Origin of the sequence: Caulobacter segnis ATCC 21756, from assembly GCF_000092285.1 — a bacterium.
Taxonomy (GTDB): Bacteria; Pseudomonadota; Alphaproteobacteria; order Caulobacterales; family Caulobacteraceae; genus Caulobacter; species Caulobacter segnis.
On the sequence record NC_014100.1, the window covers coordinates 4,322,173 to 4,346,372 of the forward strand.

The window sequence follows — 24,200 nt, forward strand, 5'->3', positions numbered from 1 at the left end:
TGGCGCTCTCGACAATGGTCAAGAGCCACACGACAGTCAGAAGCGAATCATCCGGAGCCGCTCATGCCCGCAGCGTTCGACGACATCGAGATCGGTCAGGTCGTTTCGCTGGGGACGCGCGCCGTCGACGCCAAGGCGCTGGAGGCGTTCATCGGCGCCTTCACGCCGGGCTGGCCTGTCGAGAACGGCGCGCCTGACGCCATGATCTTCTCGATCTGGAGCCGCCTGGACGCCGACGCCACCGCCGCCTGGCCGCAGACCAAGCGCCTGGGCGTCGACGCGCTGCGCTGGATGCGCAACCCGCCGGTCGGCGAGCTGCTCCGCGGCCGCATGACTGTGATGGGCAAGGACCCCGTCGGCGAGGGCAAGGGCATCGTGATCGCCCAGCACGACCTGCTGGACGAGGCCGGGCGTCTGGTCTTCTCCTGCCTGACCCGCAGCATTTTCGCGCGCTAAGAAAAAGGGCGGCGGAGCCTAAGGCCCGCCGCCCCTCTTGGTCTTCAGCTGACGCCAAACCTTAGTTCAGGTTCGCGGCTTCCGCCTGCTTCAGCACGGTCTTGTTGATCAGGCGGTCCCAGCCCAGCAGCGACACCAGGTGCGCATAGATCTGCGCCAGGGCGCCGTTCTGCTGCAGCTCCTTCAGCTTGTCGGCCGACAGCGCGTTCAGCTTCTCTTCCGAGACGCCGAAGTACTCGGCGACGGTCACGGGCTCGCCGACGGCGGCGCCGGTCTCGTCTTGCGCCTGGAACAGGGCCTTCTTCAGCTCGAACAGGTCCAGGTCCTTCAAAAGCTGGACGAACGAGTCCGTGCGACGGCGCTCGTTCTCGAAGTCGTCGCAGAACTTGATGCAGTTCTGAGTGTACTCGGTGGGCTCGCCCTTGTCGTCGAACAGGGGGGTCTGGCCGTTCTCGGTCAGCAGGTCCGAACCGCGGTCGATGCAGACGATCAGGCGGTCTTGCGTGTCGTCATTGGCCAGCACGAACGGATAGCGGCGGATATAGGCCGGGATGTAGACGTTCGGTTCGACCGAACCGTCGGCGCCGATGAACAGGTTTTCCTGCTGGTTCAGACCCATCACGGCCAGCGGAACCTTGTCGTCGCCGGCGAAGATCACCGGGAAGGTCAGGGCGGCCGGAGCGAACTCCGAAACGGTCAGCGGAACAGCGGTGCCGGCGGCGGCGAAGGCATACGGCTTATCCTTGTGCACCAGCGCCAGCTTGGCGTGCTGCTCGCGATTCAGCGGCTCGGGCGAATTGTAGAACAGGACGTTGCCGGTGATTTCGCCGGCGGACTGGGTCGTGGTCATGAAGCGCTCTACGACAGAAATGGGACACGGACGCTCGAACACTTCGAAGACGACCGCAAAGGCTCGCGGTTCTAGCCGATCCAGCCGGATGCGGCAATCTGGCCGCCGTCGTAGGCGAGTCCGGGGCCCGGCGATGGGAGAAGCCGGGCCCCGGCGCGTGGCGAGCTCCCTAGGGGCTGATCGAGAACCCGCCTCCGCCCGGCGCTAGAAGCGCCAGGCGAAACCGGCGCGGACCGATCGGCCCGGCGCGGGCGTGAAGTCCTTCAGGAACGAGGTGTGCTCGCGGATCGTCGCGTTGGTCAGGTTACGGCCGTCGACGAACAGGCGCAGCGCCGGATCCTGGAACGGCTTGAAGGTCACCATGGCGTTGACTTGCGTGTAGCCGTCGGTCGGCAGCTCGAAGGTCGAGACACGATCCTGTTCGGCGACGCGCCGGACCTCGGCCTGGGCCGTCAGGCGCGGCGCGCTCCAGACGACGCGACCGGTCACGGCCCACGGCGGCACGCGCGCCGGGACGCCAAGGTCGGTCGAGCCGCGCACCCAGTCGTAGACGCCTTCCAGCTTCAGGCTGTTCTCACCGCCGCGCCAGGCGACGTACGAGGTCTCGAGCTCGGCGCCGTGGAACTTGGCGTCGGTCTGGAAGTACTGGAACACCGGCAGGCCATCCTCGACCGCGCCCGTGGGCTTCTCTTCGATGAAGCCGTCGTACTGGGCGCCCCACAGGTGACCCTCAACGCGGAGCCGGTCGCCGGTGTAGCGGTAGGTGGCCTCCAGCGAGGTCACCTTCTCGGAGTCGAGGGTGGCGTCGCCGACTTCATAGCCGCCGGTGCCCGGGTGGGGGCCGTCGGCGAACAGCTCGAACTCGGTCGGGGCGCGGCCGTTGCGCGACAGGGTCAGGGCCAGGAACTGCTTGTCGGCCGGCTTATAGAACACGCCCAGCGAGGCCGAGACGTTTTCGAAAGAGCGCTTGGCGACGTCGGTCTTCAGCTCGCGGCTGTCGAAGCGCAGGCCCGCGTCGACGCCCCAATCGCCCTTGTCCAGGCGCTGTAGCGTGAAGACGCCGTATTCCTTGATGTCCGTCGAGGGCACGAAGGCCTCATCGCCGATGGCTTCGAAGTGGCGCTCCAGGGCCTGGAAGCCCACCGCGCCCTGCCAGCCGTCGCGCTCCTTCTGCACCAGCTCCAGCCGGCCTTCGGTGCCGTCGGACAGGAAGCGGGTGCCTACCTCGCCGTCCTCGACCGAGACCTCGGCGTGCTCGTACTTGGCGTGGCCGGCCGACAGGCGGATCTTGGCGAACGGGCCGAGGTCGACGTTCTGCTCGCCGCGCAGGTCGTAGCGGGTCTGCTGCAGGTGAATGGAGACGGGGCCCTCGGCGTCCGGATCGATCGGCGCCAGGATCTGCAGGTACGGCACGCCATAGGTCGTGTCGGTCTTCTTCACCGCGACGCCGAAATAGCCGCTGTCATGAACGTAGGACACGCCAGCGCCATAGGCGTCCATCTCGACGTCGGTGTTCCTGACGGTCTTGTCGGGGTCCGGCGTCAGGCCGTCGCGCGCCGCCAAGCGGCTGGACACGGGCGTGGTCGGCACGTCGTAGTCGCTGCTCTCGCGGTGATCGGCGTCGATGGCGAAGACCAGAGGACCCTTGCCGAACTGGGCCGAGCCGTTGATCGACTTCCCGTCGTCGACCGAAGACATGGAGCCGGCGATCCGACCTTCGAAGCCGTTAGGGGGCGCGCTGGACGGCACCCGGTCGTCGATGATGTTGACCACGCCACCGATCCCCGAGCCGCCATAGGCCAGGGTGGACGGTCCGCGCAGCACCTCGATGCGCGAGGCCTCGCCCGGATCGGAGGCCACCGCATGGTCGGGCGACAACGAGGAGGCGTCGACCTGACCGACGCCATTCTCCAGCACCATGACCCGGGGACCGGACAGGCCACGGATGATCGGTCGGCTGGCGCCGGGACCGTAGGCGGTCGAGCGCAGGCCCGGTTGGCCGTTCAGCATGTCGCCCAGACCCGCGGGCGGCGCGACGTCCAGCTGGTCGCGGGTCACGATGTTGACGCTGCTCGTCACCGTGTCGAGCGAGACGGCGTAGGGCGCGGCGGTGATCACCACCTTGGAGACTTCGGTGTCCTGCGGCGCGGGCGCGGGGGCGGCCGGCGTCTCGGCGTGGGCGGAAACAGCGGCGGCGAGCGCGACGAGGCTCGCGGCGGAAAGAACGGCGCGACGAAGCATAGGGAGTCCTGAACAGGTACGACTTGGCCGGAGGAGCGGCTTCGGATTAGCTGTTATGAAATAACATATCTCCTCGTCAATCCGCTTTTCACCCGCCTACGTTCTTGACGCGGGATTTCCCGCCCGCTCTGTGGGCGGATGACCTACAGGACGCACGCCATGCCCCGTTTCGTGCTGATCGCCGCCACCGTCATCCTCGCCAGTTGCGCCCGCTTCGAGGCGCCTGCGGGTTCCGGCCCAGTCGCGACCACGCCGCCTTCGGCAGGTTGGACCAAGCCCCCTCCCGGCTATCTGGCCGGGAATAGCGGCATCGACGCCACAGCCATCATCGGCCCTCCGCCCGCGCCGAACTCGCCGCGCGGCAAGGCCGAGCGCGCGCAGTTCGAGGAGACCCGCAAACTGGTCAACACGCCGGCCTGGAGCCAAGCCGTCGCTGACGCGGATCTGTCGGGCAAGAATGGCCTGAAGAGCTTCTCCTGCGCGGCGGGCGTCACACTCAGCGCAGAGGCGACGCCGACCCTGGCCAGCCTGTTGCTGCGCATGACCGACGACGCGGCCAAGATCTACCAGCCCGCCAAGGCGGCTTATCGCCGTCCCCGGCCGCCGGTCGGCAACGCCAAGCCGATCTGCGTGCCTCGCGAGCCCTGGATCGAGACCGACGGCTCCTATCCTTCAGGACACGGCCTGATCGGCTGGGCCTGGGCCTCGGTGATCGCCGAACTGGTCCCGGAGAAGGCGTCTCCGATCCTGGCCCGCGGCAAGGCGTTCGGCGACAGCCGGATCATCTGCGGCGTGCATTTCCAGAGCGACGTGGAAGCGGGCCGTTACCTCGGCTCGGCCCTGGTCACGCGCCTGCATGACGACCCGGCCTTCATGGCGGACATGGCCAAGGCGCGCGCCGAGGTGGCGGCGTCGAAGGCGAACGGAGCCCCAACGGGCTGCGCGAGCTAGGGTCTGGCGACGTAGACGACGTGCGGGCGGAGAGGATGGTCGTCCGCCAAGCCCGGATGATCGAAATCGCGCGCCGGATCATGGCGCATGCCGATCCGGCGCATGACGCTTTGCGACGCGAGGTTCGCGCGGGCCGTGAAGGCGATGATCTCGGGCAACCTCAGGGTCTGGAAGCCGTAGGCGAGCGCCGCCCTGGCCGCCTCCGTGGCGTAGCCCTGGCCCCAGGCGTCGGGAAGGAAGCGCCAGCCGATCTCGACGATGCGGCCCAGCCCGACTTCGGGCGGCGTCCACCAGACGCCAGTCATGCCCACGACGGGCGCTTCGGGCCGTCGCTCCACCACGACCCAGAAGCCGAAGCCGTGCTCGGCCTCGTGCGCCATCACCCGATCGACGAAGGCGTCGCTCTCGACGCGATCGCGCACGCCGCCCAGCCACTCACCCACGCGAGGATGGGCGTTCATCGCCGCGATGGCGTCACGGTCGGCGTCGACCGCCGGACGCAGGGTCAGGCGGTCGGTCTCGATCACGCGGGACGGCCGGTGGAAAGAGCCGTGTAGAACTCCGGCCGGCGGTCGCGGAAGAAGCCCCAGGCGGCGCGGTGCGTGGTCAGGAAGTCGAGATCGAAGGTGGCGCTGACAAGCCCCTCGTCGGCCCGACCCAGCTCGCTGACGAGGTCGCCACGGTGGTTGGCGATGAAGGACGAGCCGTAGAAGGTCTGGCCGCCGTTCGGATAGCCGTCCCACGGCTCGAAGCCGATGCGGTTGGCGCCGATCACCGGGATGACGTTCGAGACGGCGTGGCCCTGCATGGCGCGCCGCCATGGCAGGGCGGTGTCCAGGGTCGGGTCATGCGGCTCGCTGCCGATCGCGGTCGGATAGAACAGGGCTTCGGCGCCCATCAGGGCCATGGCGCGAGCGGCCTCGGGGTACCACTGATCCCAGCAGATGCCGACGCCGATACGGCCAAAGCGCGTGTCCCAGACTTTAAAACCGGTGTCGCCCGGGCGGAAGTAGTACTTCTCCATGTAGCCCGGGCCGTCGGGGATATGGCTCTTGCGATAGACGCCCATCAGCGAGCCATCGGCGTCGGCCATGACCAGGCTGTTGAAATAGTGCGGCCCCTCGCGCTCGAAGATCGAGATCGGCAGCACCACGCCCAGCTCGCCCGCCAGCGGCGCGATCGCCTTGACCACCGGGTGCTCGCGCCACGGATGGGCCTCGGCGAACCAGCGCTCCTCCTGGGCGACGCAGAAGTACGGCCCCTGGAACAGCTCGGACGGCAAGATGACCTGCGCGCCCTTGGACGCGGCCTCGCGAATGAAGGCTTCGGTCTTCTTGATGTTGGCCTGCAGATCCATGCCATACGCGGTCTGGATCGCGGCGACGCTGAGCGTGCGGGCCATTATTCGGGCTCCTGCTGGCTGATGCAGTGGAACGAACCGCCGCCGGTCAGGATGGCGGTGGACGGCAGGCCGATGACCTGCCGCTCGGGGAACAGCCCCTTGATCACCTCGACGGCGATGGCGCCCGACTCCTCGGCGTAGATCGGCACGATGACCGCTTCGTTGGCGATCAGGAAGTTCATGTGCGAGGCCGGGATCGGCTCGCCGTCCTCGTCCAGGATCTTGCCGGGCGAGGGGATGCGGGCGACCTGCAGCGGCGAGCCGCGGCTGTCGGTCATGCCGGCCAGAGCGCGGGCGGTCTCGGCGTAGACCTCCGCGTTCGGATCATCGGCGCCATAGGCCATCGGACAGGCGACGACGCCGGGGGCGACGAAGCGCGCCAGGTTGTCCACGTGACCGTCGGTGTGGTCGTTCAGAAGGCCGTCCCCCAGCCACAGCACCTTCTTGGCGCCCAGCGCGCGGGCCAGCGCCGCGGCGGCCGAAGCCTCGTCCCAGCTGGCGTTGCGGTTGGCGTTCAGCAGGCACTGGCGGGTCGTCAGAATCGTGCCCAGACCGTCGTGGTCGAGCGCGCCGCCCTCGAGGATGAAATCGTTGCGCGCCAGCGGCGCGCCCGACGCGGCGGCGATCTGCTCGGCGACGATGTCGTCGCCTTCCAGGCTGTACTTGCCGCCCCAGCCGTTGAACCGGAAGCCGGCGGCGACGGCCTTGCCGTTGTCGTCGAAGAAGATCGGCCCCGTGTCGCGCAGCCAGATGTCGCCGAATTGCCCCCGGACGATCTCGACCGTGGTGTCGGACAGCAGGGCGCGCGCGGCGGCCTCCGCCTCGTCGCCGACCACCATCAGGCGCACGCGCTCGCCGCCGGGCCCGGCCAGGGCGCGGGCGAGGTCGGCGACCTCCTGCTGGGCCTGCTCAAGATCCTCCTGCCACAGCTCGGCGTGGCTGGGGAAACCCACCCACATGGCGCGGTGCGGAGCCCACTCGGCGGGGACGATCACGGTCATTCGTAGGTCCAATGAAGGCGGTCGGTGAAACGAAGGGGGCGCAGATGGCCCCTCCGAGGCCTGGGGTCAAGCGGAGCCTAGTTAGCAAACCCCTGTGACAAAGAAAAAGGGCGGCCCGATCGGGCCGCCCTTTCCCAGGTCTGGCTTGACGCTCAGCTTAGAAGCCAGCGCGCAGGGTAAGCGTGAAGGTCCGCGGCGAGCCAATGTTGGCAAAAGGCCGGCCATAGCCCGGAGCGCCTGGGGTCGCGCTCGTCTGAGTACCCAAATTACCGTAGTACTTTTTGTCGAACAGGTTGCTAACGTTCGCTTGGATGAACGAGTTCTCGAAACCCATTCCCTTCAGGGAATACTTAGCATCCAGGTCAGTCAGGACATAGCTACCCACCTTTAGATCGTTGACGTCGGTGGCCCAGCGCGAGCTGACATACTTGGTCTGGACACCCAGCGTCAGGCCCTCGACGGGTTCCACTTCCATCCGGTTCGAGAAGGTCCAGTGCGGAGTCTCGACGATCTCCTTACCTTTGGTCGCCGCAAAGGTGGTCGAGCTGATCGCGATATTATCCTGTAGCTCACTGTCGTTATACGAAACCGAGAAGTAGGCGGTCAGGTAGTCGGTCGGGTTGAAGCCCGCTGAGGCGTCGACGCCCCACTGCTTCACTTCGCCAACGTTTCGGTCGATGTTGATACCCAGGTCCTGATCGTAAGAACTGACGATACGGTTCTCGAACTTCGTGTTCCAGGCGCTGACGCTAACCAGCCATTGGCTGGTCTGATAGCGATAGCCACCCTCGAACGTGTTGCTGGTCTCCGGCTGGACCGTCGAGTTCCCGACCGTGCCGTTGGCGAGACGTAGAACCGTATACAGGTTGTCCGTACGCGGCAGCGAGGTCGAGCCAGCGTAGCTAGCGTATAGCTGGCTGTGATCGTTCAGGCGATACATGCCGCCGATGTTGGGCAGAACGTCGTCATACTTCAGGGTCTTGGAGTACGGCGCGATGTATTGAGTGGAGCCCGTAGCCGCGAAGGTCACGTTGCCGTTAGGCAGAGTGTTGTTTGGGGTTTCGGTGGTGCAGCGCACCGAGCTCGAGCCGTTCTGCGAATAGCAGAACTGGTTCAGCTCGCGTTTGAAGAATGGCGCGCGGACGCCGATGCTGAGGTTCAGCTTGTCGTCCAGGAATTTGCCGCGATACTCAGCGCTGACTTGGTTCAGAGTGGCGATCGAGAAGCGGTCACGCGCGCGCATGAAGCTCTTTCCATCCACGGTCTTGATCTTCTCGCCGTGGCCGTCCTTGCCGCCGAACCACGAGGTGTAGCGCGGCCCGTCCGAACCACCGAAGTCGATCGTGCTGTACTCGCCGGTTTGGCGGTGACGACCGTAGTCCAGCGTGTAGCCAATGCGGAACGCGTTGTTTTCGTTCAGCTTCCAGATCAACGACGTCAGCACGCCGTAACGGCGGGTGTTGGTGTTGCTGGGCGTCATGACCCGAACGGTGTCGTTCAGATCGCCATCCTTGTTCAGATCGACGCCACCCGTCGTGGCCGTGCCGCGCAGCTGAGCGTTGGTCTCGGTCAGCGTGGCGTTCTGAGTGCCCCCGTTGGCCAGGGTGTACTGGAACGAAGGGTCGAAGGTGAAGGTCAGGCCGTGACCCAGCGTGAAGCGCGATTGGCCGCGCAGGTTGCCGGTATTCGACGGGTTGATGCGAAGGCCGTAGTACGACGAGCTGCCCGCGTCGACGTCAACATCGCCGGTCACACCGGTCGGGGTGGTGACGGTCGGAGACGCATAGGTGGTCGCGAAGTCGACGCCCCAGCCAGCCGTGTCCACTTCGTTCGGCAGCGAGGCAGTGGCCGTCCGCAGGTTCGGGCCGTAGTAGGCGTTGTTGCGGTTGACGTTGTAGTGTGCGGCCAGGCTGACGAAGTCGCCGTTGTCGCCGATCGGCTGATAGACCTTGGCGTTGATCTGGCGCTTGTAGATCTCGCCTTCGCCCTTGAACTTATCGTACTTCTGATACGAGCCTTCCACCCACATACGGGTGCCCCACGGACCGAACTCGCCGGTCTCTGCGAAAGCGGCGAAGCGGCGATAGTTGTCGGTGCCGACGCTGGCCTGGGCCCAGGCGCTGGCTTCCTTGCTCGGCGTCAGGGTCGAGATGCCGATGGTGCCGCCGGTGCTGGCCGCGGTCGGGCTATCGACGTCGGTCGAGCCAGTGTTGACCGAGGCGTAAGCGATGATTTCCGAGTCGGGCAGCTGGTTGGTGTAGGTCGCGTAGTTGCCGGTGTCGTTCAGCGGCATGCCGTCAAACGTGAGGGCGACGCGGTTGCCGTCGAAGCCGTGCAGACGAATGTTGCCGCCGCTGCTGCCGTAGGCGTCATTGTTGGTGAAGTTCAGGCCGGGAACGAGAATGCTCAGCGACTGGATCACCGTTTGGCCCGGAACCTGGGTGGCCAGGAACTCCTGCGACACCGTCGCACGGCTCTTCGCCACGGTTTCGGCGTTCAGCATGCCTCCGACGGTCTTCGGACCGGTCGCCGCGGTGATGACGACGCTATCGAGTTCGGTCGAGGCTGTGGACTGAGCAAAAGCGCTCGTGGCGATCAGGCTGCCGACCAGGGCGGTCGTGGCCAGGGCGAAGTTTTTCATTTTCATGCGGAAGGATCCCCTCGTTGTTCGCTACGCCCGCCCGTTCAGAGCACGGTCACGCATCGTTTCCGGCCGTTTACAGAAAGTTTTAGAAGGTTTGGTGACGGAATCGCCACGCCCGCCCGGAAACTGTCACAATGCCCCGGAAACGCGGAAGAATTGGTCAGATTTTTCTTACTTGTTTAATCAGGGGTCATGACACCTCAGCCCGACTCAGCCTCCAAAATCGCCGAAATCCGCGCCTGGCGGCTGACCCTGTCGATGGTGGCGGGGCTGACGCTCCTGCGCCTCGCCGCGCTGTTCTCCACGCCCTTGGAGCTTTATCCGGACGAGGCTCAGTACTGGCTGTGGTCGCGCGAGCTGGCGTTCGGCTACTTCTCCAAGCCGCCGATGATCGCCTGGCTCATCTGGCTGACCACCAAGATCGGCGGCGACGCCGAGGCCTGGGTGCGCCTGTCGGCGCCGCTGCTGCATGGCGCGACGGCCCTGGTCGTCCATCGCATCGCCCGACGCCTCTACGGCGGATGGTCCGGCCTCGCCGCGGCGGCGATCTACAGCCTGATGCCCGGCGTCGTGCTGTCGTCCGGGCTGATGGCCACGGACGCGCCCCTGCTTTTCTTCCTGTCCCTGACGATCTGGGCCTATGTCGACCTCGCTGAAGCCTATGCGCCGCGCCGCTACTTCGTGGCTGCGGGGATGGGCGTCGCGCTCGGGCTCGCCTTCCTATCGAAATATGCGGCGATCTATGCGCTGGGCAGCATCGTCCTGCACGCCCTGATCTCGCGGGAGGCGCGCCGTCGCTGGTGCCCGGCGGCGATCGTGCTGTTCGCCTTCGCGTTCGTGCTGACCCTGGCGCCGAACTTCGCCTGGAACGCCAGCCATCATTTTTCGACGGTCAAGCACACCGCCTCGAACGCCAACTGGGGCGCTCAACTCTTTAATGTCCGCGAACTGAGCGAATTCGTGCTCTCGCAGTTCGGCGTCTTCGGCCCCGTCCCCTTCGGCGTGCTGCTGGGCGGGGCGATCTGGCTCAGCGCGAAGCGGAGGATTCAGTCGCCGGATCTTCTGCTGCTGTGCTTCAGCGCGCCGCCCCTGATCGTTGTCGCCGGAGAGGCCTTCGTGTCGCGCGCCAACGCCAATTGGGCCGGAGCGGCGTTCGTGGCGGGCTCGGTGCTCGCCGCCGGCTGGCTGCTGCGCTGGAACGCACGGCGATGGCTGATCGGCGGACTGACGGTTCAAGCGATCTTCGCGGCCTTCTTCGTCGTGTGCATGGTCAATCCGCGCGCGGCCGACGCCGTCGGCCTGTCGAACGGCTTCAAGCGCGTGCGCGGCTGGGATCAGACGGTCCAGGCGATCATCGAGCGGACGCGGGAGGAGCAGTCGCTGCGCAGCGGCGTCACCGCCGTCGCCATGGACGACCGCTTCCTCTACAACGCCGCCGCCTACTATGGCCGCGACTATTTCGGCCAACCCGGCGCGCCGGCGCTGCGCATGTGGGTGCACGAGGCCCATCCCCAGAACCAGGCCGAGACGGAGGCTCCGCTGAACGCCGCCTTCGGTCGCCGCGCCCTGGTCGTCAGCCTCGAGGGCGGTTATCGCCCCGAGATCGAACAGGACTTCAAGGCGACCTCGGGCCTGCAGATCTCGCGCGTGCGCCTCGACAAGAAGCGCGCGCGCCGGATCGACCTCTTCATCGCGGAGGGCTTTGCGCCCCTGCCCCGCGACCCCGTCACCGGACTGCCGCCGAAGCCGAAGCGCAAATAGCCGGGGACTTGGGCTAGACCGCCGCTTGGAACGCGGCTTCGGTCTTGGCCTTGACCTCGTCGACGGTCACGCCGGGCGCCAGTTCGATCAGGCGAACGGGCGTCTTGCCGCGATTGATCTCGAAGACGCCAAGCTCGGTGATCAGCAGGTCCACCACCCCGGCGCCGGTCAGCGGCAGGGTGCAGGCCTTCAGCAACTTGGGCGCGCCGGACTTCTCGCAGTGGTCCATGACCACCACCACACGCTTGACGCCGGCGACGAGGTCCATGGCCCCGCCCATGCCCTTGACCATCTTGCCCGGCACCATCCAGTTGGCGAGGTCGCCATTCTCGGCCACCTGCATGCCGCCCAGGATCGACAGGGCGATATGGCCGCCGCGGATCATGGCGAAGCTGTCGGCCGAGCTGAAGTACGAGCTGCTGTCCAGCTCGGTGATCGTCTGCTTGCCGGCGTTGATCAGGTCGGCGTCCTCTTCGCCCTCGTAGGGGAAGGGGCCCATGCCCAGCATGCCGTTCTCGCTCTGCAGCGTCACATGCATGCCTTCCGGGATGTAGTTGGCCACCAGGGTCGGGATGCCGATGCCGAGGTTCACGTAGAAGCCGTCCTGCAGCTCCTTGGCGGCGCGGGCCGCCATCTCGTCGCGGGTCCAGGCCATTACGCTTGCTCCTGAGTCTTTTGCTCGTGGGGGCGGGTGGTGACCCGCTCGATGCGCTTCTCGAACTTCGCGCCCTTGAGGATGCGGTCGACGTAGATGCCGGGCGTGTGGATCGCGTCCTTATCGAGGGCGCCGATCTCGACCAGCTCCTCGACCTCGACGACGGTCGCGCGGCCGGCGGTGGCCATCATCGGATTGAAGTTCCGCGCGGTCTTGCGGTAGATCAGATTGCCTTCGGCGTCGCCCTTCCAGGCTTTGACGATCGCGAGGTCGGCGGTCAGGCCGCGCTCCATCACGTACATCTCGCCGTCGAACTCGCGAACCTCCCTGCCTTCGGCCACCAGGGTGCCGTAGCCGGTGCGCGTGAAGAAGGCGGGGATGCCCGCACCGCCCGCACGGATGCGTTCGGCCAGCGTCCCCTGCGGATTGAACTCCAGCTCCAGTTCGCCGGAGAGGTAGAGCTGTTCGAACAGCTTGTTCTCACCCACATAGGACGAGACCATCTTCTTGATCTGGCGATTTTCCAGCAGGATGCCCAGGCCGAAGCCGTCGACGCCGCAATTGTTGGAGACGACCGTGAGGTCCTTCACCCCCGCCTCGCGGATGGCCGCGATCAGGTTCTCCGGGATGCCGCAGAGGCCAAAGCCCCCGGCCATGATGGTCATGCCGTCCTTGAGCAGCCCGGCCAGGGCCTCGACGGCGTTCTTCTTCACCTTGTCGACCATGGTGTCTCCCTTGTCCCGACCTGCTAGTCGGGTGATGGGCGAACCGTGTCGCCCGAGCCAAGAAGAAATTCAACCCTTGATGAATTGTTTTTCCGGAAGGGCCGCCTGATGTCCGACGCTACCACCGGCTCGGTGACACCCGCCACCTCCGGCTTGCTTCTGGTGCTGGCCCACCCCGCGCTTGAGCGCTCGCGCGCCAATCGCGCCCTGGCCAAGGCGGCGAAGAGCGTTTCCGGCGTCACTTTCAAGGATCTCTACGAGTCGTATCCGGACTTCGTGGTCGATATCGAGACCGAACAGGCGGCCCTTGTGGCCCACGACGTCGTGGCCCTGCAGTTCCCGCTGTTCTGGTACTCGACGCCATCCCTTCTGAAGGAGTGGCTGGACATCGTGTGGCTGCATGGCTTCGCCTACGGCGAGGACGGGGAGGCCCTGAAGGGCAAGAAGCTCTTCGTGGCCTGCACCACGGGCGGCTCGGCCAAGGCCTATCACGCCCACGGCTATAACCGTTTCAGCCTGGACGAATTCCTGCGCCCGCTGGAACAGACGGCCCACCTCTGCGGCATGGAATGGGAGACCCCGTTCGTGGTTCATGGCGCATCCGTGAAAGACGACGCCGCCCTGAAATCTGAAGCCGAGCGCTACAAGGCGCGGATCGCTTCGCTCTTGCCGGCCCGCGCGGAGGCGTAAGGACAGATGGAAAACTTCCTCACCCAGACGCTCGTCTATCTGGGCGCGGCCGTCGTCTCGGTGCCGATCGCCAAGCGGCTGGGACTCGGCTCGGTGCTCGGCTACCTGATCGCGGGCGTGGTCATCGGACCTTACGCCCTGTCGCTGATCGGCGCGCAGGCCGACGTCATGAAGTTCGCCGAGTTCGGCGTCGTCATCCTGCTGTTCCTGATCGGCCTCGAGGTGCGGCCCTCGATGCTATGGGACATGCGCAAGGCCATCTTCGGCTTTGGCGGGACCCAGGTCGTCTGCACCTCGCTGGCGATCGCCGGCGCATCCATGCTGCTGGGCCTGCCCTGGCAGACGGCCCTGGCGGTCGGCATGGTGCTGGCGATGTCCTCGACCGCCATCGTGTTGCAGACCCTGGATGAAAAGGGCCTGAGGCAGGGACCGGTGGGACGGGCGGCGTTTGGGATCCTGCTTCTGCAGGACCTGGCCGTCATTCCGATGTTCGCGCTCCTGCCCCTGCTCGCCACGGTCGCCCCGCAGACCCATGGCGACGCGGGCGGGCACGGCGGCGCCAGTCTGGTGGCCCACCTGCCCGTCTGGGCGCAAGGGCTGTCCGTCTTCGCGGCCGTGGCCGCCGTGGTCGGCGGCGGCCGCTATCTCGTGCGACCCGTCTTCCGCTTTATCGCCAAAGCCCGCCTGCGGGAGATCTTCACCGCCTCGGCGCTGCTGATCGTCGTCGCCGTGGCCAGCCTGATGCAGATCGTGGGCCTGTCGCCCGCGCTCGGCGCCTTCCTGGCGGGCGTAGTCCTGGCCGAGAGCGAGTTCCGGCGCGAGCTGGAGACCGACATCGAGCCGTTCCGCGGCCTGCTGCTGGGCCTGTTCTTCATCACGGTGGGCGCCGGGGTGGACCTGCCGCTCGTCGCCCGTCAGCCTCTGCTGCTGGGCGGCCTGGTCCTTGGGCTGATGGCGCTGAAATTCCTGGTCCTGTACGGCCTGGCCCTGTTGTTCGGCGCGCCCAAGCGAGGCGCCCTGGCGGTCGCCACCGCCCTCGCCCAGGGCGGGGAGTTCGCGTTCGTGCTGCTCAGCTTCACGGTCGGGGCGGGCGTGATCGGCGCGCCGCTGGCGGCCCTGCTGACCGCCGCCGTGGCCGTCTCCATGGCGCTCACGCCCGTGGCCATGATCCTCTACGAGCGCGTGGCCGCGCTGATGGACGCCGCCATCCCCGATGTCGTTCCCGACACTGGCGACTTCGACGAAAGCGAGCCGGACATCATCATCGCCGGCTTCGGTCGCTTCGGGCAGATCACCGGCCGCTTGCTGTCGTCGAACGGCTTCAAGTCGACGGTGCTGGACAGCGACATCGAGCAGATCGAGCTGCTACGTCGCTTCGGCCGGCGTGTGCACTACGGCGACGCCACCCGCCTCGACCTACTGCGCCAGGCCGGCGCCGATCGGGCGCGCATGCTGATCGTGGCGCTGGATGATCGGGAAAAGACGGTTGAGCTGGTGGAGACGGCGCGCAAGGCCTTCCCCAATCTCGTCATCCTGGCGCGCGCCTGGGATCGTCGCCACGCCTATGATCTGCTGGCCAATGGCGCCGACGCCGTGGAACGCGAGACCTTCGAGTCAGCCCTCGCCCTGGGGGCCACGGCGCTGCAGAAGCTGGGCTTCCGCGCCCATCGCGCCCATCGCGCGGCGGCCTACTTCCGTCGCCACGACCGCCGCATGTTCGAGGAGCTGCGGCCGATGTGGGGTCAGGAAGAAGCCTATATCCTGGCCTCCCGCGATGCGGCCCAGACCATGGATCGGCTGCTGGACGCCGACCTGCACCGCATGCGTCCCGGCGACGCCGGCGGCGCGTGGGACACGGCCAGCCTGGACGAGGAATTGCGCGAGCGGGCCCAACAGGAGGGCGCGGACTGAGCCGCTAGGCGACGCGGTCAGGCCCCTTCGAGGGTCCGCAGCCAGTCTGGCAAGCGCTGGTCCTGAGTGGCCGCGGTCCAGGCCTGCATGGCGGACACGGCGCCGATCTCCCGCGCCTCGCCGGGGCTCATGCCAAACCGCGCCTTGAACGCGCGCGCGAAGCTGGACCACGCCGAAAATCCGTGACCCTCGGCTACCTGGCTCAACGGCAAATGACGCAAGGACGGGTCGGTCAGGGCGTCGAACACGCGCCGAAGACGCCGCCCCTGGATATGCTCGCGCACCCCGCCAAGCGGCTCGAACAGCCGATACAGCGAAGCGCGCGACAGCCCGAACTGGCGGGACAGCATTTCGGGACCCAGGCCCGGCTCGTGCAGGTTGGCGTCGATGAACCGGCGGATCTGAGTGAGGCGGGACTCCGAAACGGCCCGCCGGGCCTGCTGGCGATCGGACGTCGGCAGCGCGAGGCCCGCCAGCAGGTCAATGGTGGATCGGCCCACGGCGGGCGCGTCGTGGATCGAGAGGGCGCCCGTCATGCTCCAGATCGTCTCGACGTGTCCCTTGAGCAGGCGAGCGGCGGGGGTGTCGTATCGCAGGACCCGGCCATGCAGATCGTCAAGGTCGCGGTCGCGCGCGGCCAGGGCCTCCCGGGGAATAGCGAGACTGAAGTTGCCACAGGTCTGGGCTTCGGATTGGAAGGATCGTGAGAGGTCCAGCAGGCAGACATCGCCGACCTGCGTTTCGACCTCGCTGCGGTGGGCCTGCCTGCGGTCGCTCCCCTCGGCGATGATCTGCACCAGGATGAGGTCCAATCCCGTCGCGGCCACCTTCCGGTGATCACGCCCGTAGCCATAGGTTCCGCCGCTCATATGGGCGTAGCCCAGCAGCATGGGACCGACATTGACGCTGCTGATCCAGAGATCCGGCCCTTCGGGGCCGACGTCGCACAGGCGCGTGTCGAAAACGGGCGCGATCGCTTCGGCGTAGTCAGCGACGCCGCGACGGCCGGGCGAAACACGGGTGCCGGCCTGATGCCGGGGAAGCGGAAGAGAAAGCGACATAGGACGCTCGAACTGGAGCGCCCCATGGACGCTACCCAGGACGCCCCTCTCTCTTGCCGCTCGAGCTTGGCCTTGTCGAGAGCCTACAACTATTCGGCGGCGTGGCGTCCGTGCTCAGCCACGACAGGCTTGACGGCCACCCGCCGGAACAGCGCCGTCAGGGCCTCGAACAGTCCCTTCTGTGACGCGCGATGATAGAGCGAGTCCGGCGTCAGCGCCTGGGCCAGCCGCGCATGGGCCTTGCCGAGATTGTGGTACGGCAGCTTGGGAAGCAGGTGGTGCAGGGCGTGGTAGCGTAGCCCCACGGGGGCCCACAACTCCGAGGCCAGATTCGGCGGCGGCACGTTGACCGAGTCGAGGAATTGCTCGTCCAGGCTCATCTTGCCGCCGTCGTTGTCCCAGTGGTGGGCGACCAGGGTGCGGGCCTGGTTGACGAAAGTGGCGAGCGAGAAGATCGCCAGGCCGGTCAGCACGAAGCGCAGCGGAAGCCAGCCGGCGACGGTCGCGGCGATCACGGCCCACGACCACAGCCAGCAGGCGATATCCTGGAAGAGCCAGGCGGGGCGGACGCGCGCCATGTCCTCGCGAACGAAGTCGGGATTGATGACCAGGGCCGACAGACGCTGCTTCACGAAGCGTCGCAGCGGCGGGACCAGGAACGACAGCGGAGTCAGGACCGCCGAGCGGATCAGCACGCCGATCGGCGCCAGCAGCGCCACGAATAGAAAGCCCGCCAGCGACAGCGGCGTGTAGCGCGACAGCGGCAGGTACTCCGGATCCAGCGCCGTACCGAACCGATCCTTGACGTGGTGGACGTTATGCACGCCCTCGTACATCAGCGACGGCGTCATCAGCGGCACGCCCACCAGCACGTTCCAGCCCACGCGGAAGCCAGGCGCTTCGTCGTCACGGATGTGGGTCAGTTCGTGGATGAAGCTCAGCCCGCGATAGAGCGCCAGGACGCTGATCAGGCCAGCGACCAGACCAATCGCCAGACTCGACGTCGTCGCGGCCAGCAGGAAGCCGCCCCACATCAACGCCGCCGACACAAGCAGGTCTATCCAGTAGACCGCCGCGTTCGGCGTCATCAGATCATCGGTCAGGGCGTAGGCCTGACGCGTCAGGCTGACGCTATCGCTCGCTGTCTTGGCCACTTCGCCCTCGCACTGCTCGAAGGTGACGAATTGGCGACGACGGAGACGAAAAGCAACCGCTTCGTGCTCGTAAGGGCGCGAAGCGGTCGACGCTTATCGGGTCAGAGGCCGCAGAACGATCTCGACACGGCGGTTTTCGGCGCGGCCGGCGGCGGTGGAGTTGTCGGCGATAGGCTGGCGCTCGCCCATGCCGGCGACGAAGACACGGTCCGGCAGCACCCGTCCCTGGCTGGTCAGATAGCCGGCGACCGCGCTGGCGCGACGTTCGGACAGCACTTGATTGTACTCATCCGCCCCGCTGGAGTCCGCGTGACCAACCACATCGATCGTGGTCTGCGGATAGGCGTTCAGGGTGCGCGCCACATCGTCCAGCACGCGGACAAAGCGCGGCTGGATGTCGGAGCGGTCGACATCGAAGGTCACGTCGCTGGGCATGACCAGCACGATCTGGTCGCCGTTGCGACGGATCATCACCCCCGAGCCCTCAAGGCTGCGGCGGAAGTCCGCCTGCTGGCGATCCATGTAGTTGCCCACCGCGCCGCCGGCCAAGGCGCCGATCCCCGCGCCGATCAGAGCGTTCTTGCGGCCCTGCTCGCCCTTGTTGGTGTTGGTGAGGTAACCCAGCAGGGCGCCGGCCCCGGCGCCCGCCAAGACGCCCGTACCGGTGTTGTTGCGGACCGGCATTCCGGTATAGGGGTCGGTCGTCGTGCAGGCGACCAAAGCCCCCGCGCCCACCAAGACGGCGGCCAAAGCAAACTTGCGCGTCATCGCAACCCTCGTTGGTTTGTTGTAGATCAAGGCCCGACGGGCAAACGCCCGACTTATGGTCAAGTTCCCTCGTCAAGCCGTCGGCGGCACGAACGCTCTTCGCGTCGGTCTCAGCGCGGTGTAGTAAGAAGGAACTTACTCATTCAGAAGCTTGCAGACCCAAGGCTCGTCGACGTGTCTAACTCCGCCATCGCTCCGGTTTCCTTCTCGCTCTACGCGAAGGACTTCACGCGCTTCTCCCAGGAGCTTGGCGCGTCTTTCGAACGCTACGGCTTCGCGGTTCTTTCGGACTATGACCTGGATCAAGCGCGCATCGACGCCGCTGTCGACGCCGCCAAGGCCTTCTTCGCCCTGCCCGTCGAGACCAAGAAGCAGTACGCGGGCGTGAAGGGCGGCGCGCGCGGCTACATCCCGTTCGGGGTCGAGACCGCCAAGGGCGCCGACCACTACGACCTCAAGGAATTTTGGCACATGGGCCGCGAGCTGCCGCCCGGCCACCGCTTCCGCGCCCACATGGCCGACAATGTCTGGCCCGCCGAAATCCCGGCGTTCAAGCATGACGTCAGCTGGCTGTATAACGCACTGGACGGCATGGGCGGCAAGGTGCTGGAGGCCATCGCCAACTACCTGAAGCTCGACCGCAACTTCTTCCATCCGACCGTCCAGGACGGCAACAGCGTGCTGCGCCTGCTGCACTATCCGCCGATCCCCGCCGACGCCACCGGTGTTCGGGCCGGCGCCCACGGCGACATCAACACCATCACCCTGCTGCTCGGCGCCGAGGAGGGGGGGCTCGAGGTGCTGGATCGCGACGGTCAATGGCTGCCGATCAACCCGCCCCCCGGCTGCCTGGTGATCAACATCGGCGACATGCTCGAGCGCCTGACCAATCACGTCCTGCCCTCGACAGTGCACCGGGTGGTCAACCCGCCGCCGGAACGCCGCGGCTTCGCGCGCTATTCGACGCCGTTCTTCCTGCACTTCGCGTCGGACTACGAGATCAAGACGCTGCCCAACTGCGTCACGGCGGAAAATCCGGATCGCTATCCGGAATCGATCACGGCGGACGAGTTCCTTCAGCAACGCCTGCGCGAGATCAAGCTGGCCTGACGCCGCGAGCTGAACCAGAACCCTGAAGGGCGGCGGCCATGCGGTCGCCGCCCTTTCTATTTGGCGATCCGCAGCGACGAGATTTCCTGGGCGATCGACTTGAAGGCGGTCTTCAGCTCGGACCCGGTCGCCGGGAAATAGACGTGTTGAGCGTCGGTGGCGCAGTATTTCAGCATGTTGACGGCGTTGGCGTCCCCGCCGACGTCGAAGCCGACCGTGAAGATCGTCAGCTTCAGCGACGGATCCTTCATGGCGTCGCACAGCTTGCGGGTCTGGGTGAAGGCGTCCCCGTTGGTGGCCACGCAGTTGATGTGGTCATCGACCGCCCCGCTGCCGGACCCCGCGTCCTTGGCGATCACGCCCTTGCAGTAAGGCGTGTTGAAAGCCCCGTCGGTCATCAGCACCACCACCTTGACCAGGTCCTTGCTGTTGTAGGGCGCGGGACGCTGGGTGGCGTTGGGCCAGAGATAGCCGAAGTTCGGCGAGACCATGTACCAGCCCCACGCGAACCCGATTTGACCGGCCGTGGAGCCGCCGATCGAAAGCGCGTTGATCTGTCCCTTCAGCGTGACGCGGTCGCTGGAAAGCGGCGTGATCGTCGCCGTCGGGCAGGGGTTGGGCTGCATGCTGTTTTCCAGCTTGGTCGTCGGATAGTTCCGCCCGACGGGCGCGATGCTGGGCGCGATGTCGGTATAGGCGTAGGTCCCGGTCCGCTCCGTCACGCAGGTGCTGAGCGTCCGTGTTTCCTTCGTGTTGCTTGCGCTGGTGAAGGTGAAATTCAGGCACCCCGGATTGGTGCTGGTGTCGCACGTCGCCACCCCGCCAGAGACGTATTTCGGCGCATTGGAGGTGTTGGCGTTGATGGTGAAGCTGTCCGCGGACGCCGCCGTGATGTTGTAGGTATTGCCGTTCAGCATCGTCGGGCCGGACACCCCGCTGATCGTCACCTTGTCCCCGACGATGAAGCCATGAGCGGCCGAGGCCACCACCGCGGCGTTGGTCTTGCTGACGCCGGTGATCGTCCGCGCGATGACGGCGCCCCGGACGGCGTCGGCGTAGGTCCCCACATTGACCCCCACCGAGTAGGGCACGATGGCGACTTTCGAGTAGAACGGCGCCTGCTGATCCTTGACCACGATATCCACGAGGTCGGAGGCGCCCGTCTTCAGGTCGGTGATGCGCGAGCCGCTCATCGAGCCGGTGATGTCCAGCACGACCGCGACCTCGAGGTTCTTCGACGATCGCACGACGTCGGATGTCGCGGTCAGGTTGAAGTCGTCCGTGGTCCAGAGGTTGGCGATGATCGGCTTCACCGTCGCCGTGGCGGTTCCGATGATGTGATTGCCCGCGCCGGCCTTGAAGCTGGCGTTCGACGCCGAGAGCCCAAGGTTCAGGCCCGCGATCTCGGCCAGGAACGCCGGATCGCCGACGGACTCCAGTTCGGCGTCCGTCACGGCGGTCGATCGGGCGGCCATCAGGGTGGCGGCGTCCAGGGCGTCCTGCATCTGGTGGCGCTGCAGGCTGATCCGGCCGAGATCGATCAGGGCGAAGACCAGGATCGACATCGGAATGGCCAGCAGGGCGAACTGTATGGCGATCGCGCCCCGGTCATCACGCCCGAGACGGCGGAAAAAGCGGGTGAGGCGCGACATCAGACAATCCAAGCCATATCTCGCGACCTTGGACGGCGCTGGTGAATAAGCCGGTAACCCCTTGGGTAAATAAGCGGCCCTTCGACTCTCGCGTCCGCTGCGGCTAAACAGCGCCCATGCCGTTCACCGCCACCGTCCTGACCATGTTCCCCGAGGCCTTTCCCGGCCCGCTCGGCGTCTCGATGATCGGGACCGCGTGGAAGGAACAGGACCTTTGGCGTCTGGAAACGCTGGACATTCGGGCCTTTTCCAAGGATAAGCGCGGCTTCCTCGACGACACCCCCGCGGGTGGCGGCGCAGGAGCCGTACTCAAAGCGGACGTCATCGCCTCTGCGCTCGACAGCGTGGAGCTTGGTGGACGGCCGCTTTTGTACATGAGCGCCCGGGGCAGGCCCCTGACCCAGGCGCGTGTTCGGGAGTGGTCCAAGGCGCCGGGTATCGTGGTGCTGTGCGGCCGCTTCGAAGGGGTGGACCAGCGGGTGCTCGACGCTCGCGGGTTCGAGGAGGTCTCGGTCGGAGACGCGGTTCTCGCTGGTGGCGAGGCGGCGGCGATGGTCGTGATCGAGGCGTGCGTTCGACTTGCCCCGGGGGTTCTGGGGAACATCGAGAGCACGCTGGAAGAAAGCTTCGAGGACGGGCTCCTCGAGCATCCGCAGTACACGCGACCGCGGACGTTCGAAGGGCTCGACATCCCCGAGGTGCTGCTGTCGGGCGATCACAAGAAGATCGACCAGTGGCGGCGGAGTATGCGTGAAGAGACGACCCGCGAGCGGCGCCCGGATCTCTGGGAGGCCCACCTCGCCAATCAACAGGCAAAAGGCGTCCCGAAAACGGGAAAGCCCAAAGGAGACTAGACCATGGCTGCGAATATCATCGCTCAACTCGAGCAAGAAGAATCGGCCCGTCTGCTGGCCGCTCGCGCGATCCCGGACTTCCGGCCCGGCGACACCCTGCGCGTCAACGTGAAGATCAAGGAAGGCGAGCGCGAGCGCGTTCAGGCCTACGAAGGCGTCTGCATCGCTCGCGCGGGCACGGGCGTCCACGAGAGCTTCACGGTCCGTAAGATCTCGTTCGGCGAAGGCGTGGAGCGTCTGTTCCCGCTGCTGTCGCCGAGCATCGAAAGCATCGAAGTCAAGCGTCGCGGCGTCGTCCGTCGCGCCAAGCTGTACTACCTGCGCGACCGTCGCGGTAAGTCGGCCCGTATCGCCGAGCGCGCCGGTGGCCCGAAGGCCGCGGCGGCGACCGAAGAGTAATCTTCGTCGATATTGCGAAAGATCGAGGCCCTGGCGGATCCGCCGGGGCCTTTTTCTTTGGCGCCGCGCAACATGCAACTAGGGTGAGTTTCTAAGGCGCAAGCCATTACGGCGCCCAATGGAGAGGAGCGAATGCAGCGCGTCTTAAAGACGATCGGTCTCCTGGCCGCAGGGCTGTTGGCGATCGGCGCCGCGCCCCCTCCCGAGCTTTCCAAGCCGGGTGGCAAGGTTGACGTCCTAGCGAAGACGCGCCGGACCGGTCCGTCCGTCGACCTGAACGAAATCCGGTTGTCAGTATTCGGCGGCTTTGACGGCGAGCGATTGAGCAAGACCGCGCTGCGCCCCTTGCGTCGTCTCGATGGCATGCAGCTTTACGCCCACGCGAAGTCGGACCACCTCTACATCGACCGTGACGCCGATGGGCGGCCGGACGCTTGCGCGCTTTACAATCCCAACACGGGGATTGTCTCCGCAGACTTCGGTTGTGACGGCGGCGGCGATCAGATCCTCGCCAACCTGAGGCCACCGCCGCCCGTCCGCTCTTCGGAAGATCTAGCGCGCCGCCTGAATGGAAAAGGGCCGCGCTGATCGGGCCTAGGAACGCTTAAGCCGGCTGCGCGCCCAAGGCGCGCTTATCGGGGGGTTAGCAGACGCCGGCGTTTGCAGGGTGGGCTAGGCGCGCGCAAGGCGGACCATATTTCCCGCAGAGCCCAAACCCACCCGAACGCACTTTCCTTATGGTTCTTCAGCGCTTCGTCCATCATCATGGCCCTCCTTGGCGCATTGATGAGCTGAAGGTCGTGGTTCTGCGACCGCATGACAAACGCGGCGTCCTTTGCTACGCATAAGCTTGGTTTATGTCAGACATCCTCGCCCGCCTGCCGCTCAGCGCGATCCGCGTGTTCGAGGCGGCTGCTCGCCTGAAGAGCTTCACCCGCGCCGCGAGCGAGCTGGGCATGAGCCAGGCCGCCGTCAGCTGGCAGGTGAAAGCGCTGGAGCAACGTCTGGACCAACCCCTGTTCAACCGGCTGCCACGCGAAGTCGCCCTGACGCCCGCGGGCGAGCGCCTCTCCCGCGCCGCGACCGAAGCGGTCTCCCTGCTGCGCTCGGCTATTTCGGACCTGGTCGAGACCGAGGAAGGCGTGCTGTCGATCACGACCGTCCAGAGCCTTGGCGGGCAATGGTTGGCCCCGCGTCTGGGCGCTTTCCAGATCGCTCATCCCCGCATCGCCGTGAGACTCGAAGCCTCGAGCCGAGTGGCGGACCTGGCGCGCGAGGGCCTCGACATCGCCATGCGCGGCGGTCAGGGACAGTGGCCGGGCATGACGGCGCATTTCCTCATCCCCGCCGTGCAGACGCCGCTGGTCTCGCCCCGGTTCTTGGAACGCATCGGCGGCCTGGCCCGCCCCGAGGACCTGCTGGACACGCCACGTGTCGGCGTGGCGCGAGAGTGGGAGGAGTGGTTCCACGCGGCCGGCGTTACAGGGGGCGCAGACCAAATAGCGCCGCGCTTGGCCTCCGACGCCCAGACCCTGGAGGTCGCCAGCGCCTTGGCGGATCAGGGCGCGGCCTTGGGCTCTCCCATCTTCTTCGCGCGCGAGTTGGCGGAGGGGCGTCTTGTCATGCCCTTCGACGTGGTCGCCCGCTATAGCGGCGGCTATTGGCTGGCCTATCCCAGCGAACGGGCCCGCGTCCGCAAGATCGCCGCCTTCCGAGACTGGGTCCTGGCCCAGGCGGCGGGCGACCCTTTGATCACGCGGTACGCCGCCATGGCGCCGGTGAACGCGCCGAAAGCCTCGCCCTTGGCCCGCACGGGCGAATGAATGGCCAAGCTTGCGTGCGTTCGCACCAAGATTGACAAACCGTCGTTCCATGAGAAGATCACTTCACCCCCGGCGCTTGTCGCCCGGGCTTC

22 protein-coding genes are annotated in these 24,200 nt (G+C 66.4%); 10 read left to right on the forward strand and 12 right to left on the reverse strand.

The features are described 5' to 3' along the window. Positions 1-63: 63 nt before the first annotated feature. The gene (locus CSEG_RS19720; protein ID WP_013080996.1) at positions 64-456 is read left to right on the forward strand and encodes a hotdog family protein; all 393 of its coding nucleotides are present in this window, start codon (positions 64-66) and stop codon (positions 454-456) included. A 61-nt stretch (positions 457-517) separates the two neighbouring features. Here CSEG_RS19720 and CSEG_RS19725 read toward each other — a convergent pair whose 3' ends face one another. Both CSEG_RS19725 and CSEG_RS19730 read right to left on the reverse strand, forming a co-directional pair. Then, the gene (locus tag CSEG_RS19725; RefSeq protein WP_013080997.1) at positions 518-1,306 is read right to left on the reverse strand and encodes a SapC family protein; all 789 of its coding nucleotides are present in this window, start codon (positions 1,304-1,306) and stop codon (positions 518-520) included. A 204-nt stretch (positions 1,307-1,510) separates the two neighbouring features. Beyond that, a complete protein-coding gene (locus CSEG_RS19730; RefSeq protein WP_013080998.1) occupies positions 1,511-3,547 on the reverse strand; it encodes a TonB-dependent receptor in 2,037 nt (678 codons plus the stop codon). 159 nt (positions 3,548-3,706) lie between these two features. Between CSEG_RS19730 and CSEG_RS19735 the strand changes: the two genes are divergently transcribed. Next, on the forward strand, positions 3,707-4,498 hold the full coding sequence (locus CSEG_RS19735; protein ID WP_013080999.1) for an acid phosphatase: 792 nt from the start codon (positions 3,707-3,709) through the stop codon (positions 4,496-4,498). Here the strand turns inward: CSEG_RS19735 and CSEG_RS19740 are convergent. The 4 genes from CSEG_RS19740 to CSEG_RS19755 all read right to left on the reverse strand — a co-directional run bounded on the left by CSEG_RS19740 (position 4,495) and on the right by CSEG_RS19755 (position 9,548). Beyond that, positions 4,495-5,025 (reverse strand): GNAT family N-acetyltransferase, encoded by a 531-nt coding sequence (locus CSEG_RS19740; protein ID WP_013081000.1) that lies wholly within the window; start codon positions 5,023-5,025, stop codon positions 4,495-4,497. The genes CSEG_RS19735 and CSEG_RS19740 overlap by 4 nt on opposite strands. Further along, positions 5,022-5,900 (reverse strand): N-carbamoylputrescine amidase, encoded by an 879-nt coding sequence (aguB, locus tag CSEG_RS19745; protein ID WP_013081001.1) that lies wholly within the window; start codon positions 5,898-5,900, stop codon positions 5,022-5,024. Before aguB ends, CSEG_RS19740 begins: the two co-directional genes overlap by 4 nt. Next, on the reverse strand, positions 5,900-6,901 hold the full coding sequence (locus CSEG_RS19750; protein WP_013081002.1) for an agmatine deiminase family protein: 1,002 nt from the start codon (positions 6,899-6,901) through the stop codon (positions 5,900-5,902). Before CSEG_RS19750 ends, aguB begins: the two co-directional genes overlap by 1 nt. A 157-nt stretch (positions 6,902-7,058) precedes the next feature. Next, a complete protein-coding gene (locus CSEG_RS19755; protein ID WP_013081003.1) occupies positions 7,059-9,548 on the reverse strand; it encodes a TonB-dependent receptor in 2,490 nt (829 codons plus the stop codon). Positions 9,549-9,737: 189 nt separating this feature from the next. Between CSEG_RS19755 and CSEG_RS19760 the strand changes: the two genes are divergently transcribed. Then, positions 9,738-11,306, forward strand: coding sequence for an ArnT family glycosyltransferase (locus tag CSEG_RS19760; protein WP_013081004.1), 1,569 nt, complete (start codon positions 9,738-9,740; stop codon positions 11,304-11,306). A 13-nt stretch (positions 11,307-11,319) separates the two neighbouring features. Here the strand turns inward: CSEG_RS19760 and CSEG_RS19765 are convergent, their stop codons facing one another. Then, positions 11,320-11,961, reverse strand: a complete 642-nt coding sequence (locus tag CSEG_RS19765; RefSeq protein WP_013081005.1) for a 3-oxoacid CoA-transferase subunit B — start codon at positions 11,959-11,961, stop codon at positions 11,320-11,322. Beyond that, entirely contained in the window at positions 11,961-12,686 is a 726-nt protein-coding gene (locus CSEG_RS19770) for a CoA transferase subunit A (protein ID WP_013081006.1), read from the reverse strand. The genes CSEG_RS19765 and CSEG_RS19770 overlap by 1 nt, the downstream gene beginning before the upstream one ends. 108 nt (positions 12,687-12,794) lie before the next feature. On the opposite strand from CSEG_RS19770, the gene kefF reads away from it, so the two are divergent. Together kefF and CSEG_RS19780 are read left to right on the forward strand one after the other, a co-directional pair. Beyond that, positions 12,795-13,376 carry a glutathione-regulated potassium-efflux system oxidoreductase KefF gene (gene kefF, locus CSEG_RS19775; protein WP_013081007.1) on the forward strand — a complete coding sequence of 194 codons (582 nt, stop codon included), beginning with the start codon at positions 12,795-12,797 and terminating at the stop codon, positions 13,374-13,376. A gap of 6 nt (positions 13,377-13,382) precedes the next feature. After that, entirely contained in the window at positions 13,383-15,287 is a 1,905-nt protein-coding gene (locus CSEG_RS19780) for a monovalent cation:proton antiporter-2 (CPA2) family protein (protein ID WP_013081008.1), read from the forward strand. A gap of 17 nt (positions 15,288-15,304) precedes the next feature. Here the strand turns inward: CSEG_RS19780 and CSEG_RS19785 are convergent, their stop codons facing one another. The 3 genes from CSEG_RS19785 to CSEG_RS19795 all read right to left on the reverse strand — a co-directional run bounded on the left by CSEG_RS19785 (position 15,305) and on the right by CSEG_RS19795 (position 18,270). Then, on the reverse strand, positions 15,305-16,348 hold the full coding sequence (locus CSEG_RS19785; RefSeq protein WP_013081009.1) for a helix-turn-helix domain-containing protein: 1,044 nt from the start codon (positions 16,346-16,348) through the stop codon (positions 15,305-15,307). 89 nt (positions 16,349-16,437) lie between these two features. Further along, a complete protein-coding gene (locus CSEG_RS19790) occupies positions 16,438-17,502 on the reverse strand; it encodes a fatty acid desaturase family protein (RefSeq protein ID WP_013081010.1) in 1,065 nt (354 codons plus the stop codon). Between the two features lie 93 nt (positions 17,503-17,595). Beyond that, positions 17,596-18,270 (reverse strand): OmpA family protein, encoded by a 675-nt coding sequence (locus tag CSEG_RS19795; protein WP_013081011.1) that lies wholly within the window; start codon positions 18,268-18,270, stop codon positions 17,596-17,598. A 174-nt stretch (positions 18,271-18,444) separates the two neighbouring features. On the opposite strand from CSEG_RS19795, the gene CSEG_RS19800 reads away from it, so the two are divergent. Further along, on the forward strand, positions 18,445-19,380 hold the full coding sequence (locus tag CSEG_RS19800; RefSeq protein WP_013081012.1) for an isopenicillin N synthase family dioxygenase: 936 nt from the start codon (positions 18,445-18,447) through the stop codon (positions 19,378-19,380). Between the two features lie 56 nt (positions 19,381-19,436). Here CSEG_RS19800 and CSEG_RS19805 read toward each other — a convergent pair whose 3' ends face one another. Next, entirely contained in the window at positions 19,437-21,032 is a 1,596-nt protein-coding gene (locus tag CSEG_RS19805; protein ID WP_013081013.1) for a TadE/TadG family type IV pilus assembly protein, read from the reverse strand. 116 nt (positions 21,033-21,148) lie between these two features. On the opposite strand from CSEG_RS19805, the gene trmD reads away from it, so the two are divergent. The 4 genes from trmD (at position 21,149) to CSEG_RS19825 (ending at position 24,108) form a co-directional block, all read left to right on the forward strand. Next, complete coding sequence (trmD, locus tag CSEG_RS19810; protein WP_013081014.1) at positions 21,149-21,886, forward strand: tRNA (guanosine(37)-N1)-methyltransferase TrmD; 738 nt, start codon at positions 21,149-21,151, stop codon at positions 21,884-21,886. 3 nt (positions 21,887-21,889) lie between these two features. Next, complete coding sequence (gene rplS / locus CSEG_RS19815; RefSeq protein WP_013081015.1) at positions 21,890-22,285, forward strand: 50S ribosomal protein L19; 396 nt, start codon at positions 21,890-21,892, stop codon at positions 22,283-22,285. A 132-nt stretch (positions 22,286-22,417) separates the two neighbouring features. Then, the gene (locus CSEG_RS19820; protein WP_013081016.1) at positions 22,418-22,873 is read left to right on the forward strand and encodes a hypothetical protein; all 456 of its coding nucleotides are present in this window, start codon (positions 22,418-22,420) and stop codon (positions 22,871-22,873) included. A 269-nt stretch (positions 22,874-23,142) separates the two neighbouring features. After that, positions 23,143-24,108: a LysR substrate-binding domain-containing protein gene (locus CSEG_RS19825; protein WP_013081017.1), complete on the forward strand. Its 966-nt coding sequence runs from the start codon at positions 23,143-23,145 to the stop codon at positions 24,106-24,108. Positions 24,109-24,200 lie beyond the last annotated feature (92 nt).